General features: G+C 69.3%; 3 protein-coding genes and 1 pseudogene. 3 read left to right on the top strand and 1 reads right to left on the bottom strand.

What is annotated here, in order from left to right; translation table 11 throughout:
* On the bottom strand, nucleotides 1-285 hold a 285-nt coding region (locus R1101_RS0119290), incomplete at its 3' end, for a hypothetical protein (RefSeq protein ID WP_016934965.1).
* 87 nt (nucleotides 286-372) lie between these two features.
* On the opposite strand from R1101_RS0119290, the gene R1101_RS0119295 reads away from it, so the two are divergent.
* The 3 genes and pseudogenes from R1101_RS0119295 to R1101_RS0119305 all read left to right on the top strand — a co-directional run.
* Nucleotides 373-1602, top strand: coding sequence for a GNAT family N-acetyltransferase (locus R1101_RS0119295; protein WP_016934966.1), 1230 nt, complete (start codon nucleotides 373-375; stop codon nucleotides 1600-1602).
* 114 nt (nucleotides 1603-1716) lie between these two features.
* Nucleotides 1717-3075: an ABC transporter substrate-binding protein gene (locus R1101_RS0119300; RefSeq protein ID WP_051017593.1), complete on the top strand. Its 1359-nt coding sequence runs from the start codon at nucleotides 1717-1719 to the stop codon at nucleotides 3073-3075.
* A gap of 59 nt (nucleotides 3076-3134) precedes the next feature.
* A pseudogene (locus R1101_RS0119305) lies at nucleotides 3135-3318 on the top strand (ABC transporter permease); the annotation flags it as partial.

Raw genomic sequence — 3318 nt, forward strand, 5'->3', positions numbered from 1 at the left:
GCGCCCACGTCCGCACGCGATCTCCACCCGTTGTCGTCCCGCCCGGATCCACGCCTCGTACAGGACGGCGTGGGCGTCCTCCGGGTCGCGCGGCGTGCGGAAGTCGGGCCAGTGGATCCACCGCGACTCCCAGTCGAACGGCACCGGTGGACGCGCGAGGAGATACACCCCGAAGTCGGGAAACGGCTCGTCGAGCTCCGGACGACGTATCCCGCGTCCGCGCACGAGTCGGCCGGAGGGCAGCTGCAGCACCCCGGTGTCTGCTGGATCCCACTCGCGTCGCACGGTGGAAACCTACCCGCCCGGCGCCGGTGTACCGAACGTCACGGCCTTTCGCCCGCGTCCCGGGTTCGCTGTCGATAGTGTCGTTCCATGGGTGAACGAACGGAACCGGAGATCAGAGTTCTGGAGTCGGAAGCCGAACTGCGGGAGGCGTCGGCGCTGTTCCGGACAGCGATGGTGGGACTGCCGTCGTGGCCCGAGGTTCCCGACGGGACGGTGAACGACTATCTCGAGGCCGGTCGCACATGGGGTGCCTTCCTCGACGGCATGCTCGTCGGCACCGTCGACGCCACGAGCGGGAAGTTGACCCTGCCCGGTGGCGCCCGGGTTCCGCACGCGGCGGTCACCCACATCGGTGTGCTGCCCACGCACACGCGTCGCGGCGTGATCTCCGGACTCGTGCACCGGCAGCTGAGCGACGCGCGGGAGCGCGGTGAGATCCTCGCGACGCTGCGTGCCTCCGAAGCGACCATCTACGGCCGGTTCGGCTACGGCGTCGCGTCGACCTCGGTGTCCGTCGACGTCGACGTGCATCGCGCCGCGCTGCGTCCCGGCGTGCCCGACTCCGGGCCGGTGCGCCTGCTCACCTATCCGGATGCATGGGATGTCCTGGCGCAGATACATTCCCGTCACCTGCCCTCGCGTCCGGGCGCGATCGACCGGTCGGAGTACTGGTGGAACTCGCGCCGGTGGCGCGCCGACTCGCTCACCGATCCGATGTACGTGGCGGTACACGGTGAGCCGGGGCAGGAGGACGGCTTCGTCCGGTACCACCCCGTCGACACGCAGGCGTGGTTCACCAGCCGCAACCGCACCGTCGTGGTCGACGACTTCTTCGCCCCGTCACCCGAGGCGTATGCCGGTCTGCTCCGTTTCCTGCTCGGCCTCGATCTGGTCGACACGCTGCGGTTCACGGCTCTTCCGCAGGACGATCCGATGCCGCTCGTCCTCGGCGACGCGCGTGCGGTGCAGTTCCGTTCGGTCTCGGACGAGACGTGGTTGCGCATCCTCGACCTCGATCGGGCGCTGTCGGCGCGGAGCTATCGGGGCTCGGGGTCGGTGACCGTCGAGGTGTCCGATCCCGTGCTCACCGACAATGCCGGCGTCGTCGAGATCTCCGCCGACGGCGCGGTGCGTACCACCGGGCCGGCCGATCTCGCGGTGGACGTCGCCGACCTCGGTGCGCTCCTCCTCGGCCGACCCGGTTGGAGTCGGATGGCCGCCGCAGGGCGTGTCCGGGTGCGGCGGCCCGAGGCCGTCGACGCTGCCGACCTGCTGTTCTCCTGGCCGAACGCGCCCTTCGCGGGCACGTCCTTCTGACCGCTCCGGCGCGCCGAAATCGCTCCGGCAGTACGCCCCGCTCGTTTTGCTACGGCTGGCCGGTACGGGCGTTATCGTCGGATCACGAGGGTCCCCGATGGAGCGGAGTCGCGCATGAGACGAACGCGCACGAGACGGCGGGTGAGCCGGGCGGTCACGGTTTCTGCGGTCGCGGTGCTCCTGGCAGCGGGTCTGGCCGCGTGCGGCAGCGACGAGGAGGGCGTGGTCCTGTCCTTCTACACGGCCGCCGACGGTGCCGAGCAGTACGCGCAGGCCGCCGAGGCGTGTACCGCCGCGGCCGGGGGCCGGTATCGGGTGGAGCAGAGGACCCTTCCGAAGAACGCCGACGACCAGCGACTGCAGTTGGCGAGGCGGCTGACCGGCAACGATCCGGGTCTGGACCTGATGACTCTCGACGTCGTGTGGACGGCCGAGTTCGCCGAGGCCGGATGGGCGCTGCCGCTGCCCGACGACGTGGCCGCCGCGGTCTCCGAGGGCACCCTCGAGGGCCCGCTCGAATCGGCGACCTGGCAGGACCGGCTGTACGCCGCCCCGCTCAACACCAACACCCAGTTGCTCTGGTACCGAAAAGATCTCATGCCGGACGGGAAACCTCCGGAGACGTGGGACGAGATGATCGGCATCGCGAGCGGGCTCGCCGAGGAGGGCCGCCCGTCGTGGATCGGTGTGCAGGGCCGGCAGTACGAGGGACTCATGGTGTGGTTCAACACCCTGCTCTCGAGTGCCGGAGGCTCGGTGGTCGGTGAGGACGGGGTCACCGTCACGCTCACCGACAACGACGCGGCGGTGACCGCGCTCGACATCATGAAGCGCGTCGCGACGGCGCCCGGCGCCGATCCTTCCCTGAACCAGGCCGACGAGGCGGCCGTCCGCCTCGGCATGGAGAGCGGGCGCACGGCGTTCCAGGTGAACTGGCCGTTCGTGCTCCCGGGCATCATCGAGAACAAGGATGCTCTCCCGTTCATCGACGACAACGGCAACGTCACCTCACAGGACACCGGGAACACGGTCCTGACCGTCGACGGGGAACAGAATTTCCTTCCCGCACCGTATCCTTCGGTGACCCCCGGTGAGCCCGCCCAGGTCACCATCGGCGGTTTCAACATCGGCGTCGCCCGCACGAGCACCCACCCGGATCTCGCGTTCGAAGCGATGCAGTGCCTGCGCAACGAGGAGAACCAGCGCAACAACGCCATCGGTGGCGGTGTCCCGCCGACACTCGCGGCGCTCTACGACGATCCGGCCTTCCAGGAGGCCTATCCGGCCTGGCGCGAGGTCCGCGCCGGTCTCGAGAACGCCGCAGTGCGTCCCGCTTCACCTGCCTACCAGAGCATTTCGACACTGGTGACCGCCACCCTCAACCCGGTCGACCAGATCGATCCGCCCCGTACCGTCGAGGAACTCGCCGAGCAGGTGCGCAAGGCGGTCAACTCGGAAGGACTGATCCCGTGACCGCCGTCGAATCGAAGCCGACCGACGAGACCCCCGAGGAATCGTCGCCCAGGACGAAAGTGGCGCTGTCCGAGGGGAAGAAAGCCGAACGCCGCCTCGGCCTGATGCTCGTCGCACCCGCGGCGATCGTGATGCTCGCCGTGACGGCCTACCCGGTGGGCTACGCCGTCTGGCTCAGCCTGCAACGCTACGATCTGCGTTTCCCCGACGAACGCCGCTTCGTCGGACTGTCCAACTACGTCG

Origin of the sequence: Rhodococcus sp. R1101 (assembly GCF_000278445.1) — a bacterium.
GTDB lineage: Bacteria > Actinomycetota > Actinomycetes > Mycobacteriales > Mycobacteriaceae > Rhodococcus > Rhodococcus gordoniae.

What these genes read in the sequence shown, in the direction of transcription:
- R1101_RS0119295 (WP_016934966.1), top strand. Translation starts at nt 373, where the DNA reads ATGGGTGAACGAACGGAACCGGAGATCAGAGTTCTGGAGTCGGAAGCC.
- R1101_RS0119300 (WP_051017593.1), top strand. Translation starts at nt 1,717, where the DNA reads ATGAGACGAACGCGCACGAGACGGCGGGTGAGCCGGGCGGTCACGGTT.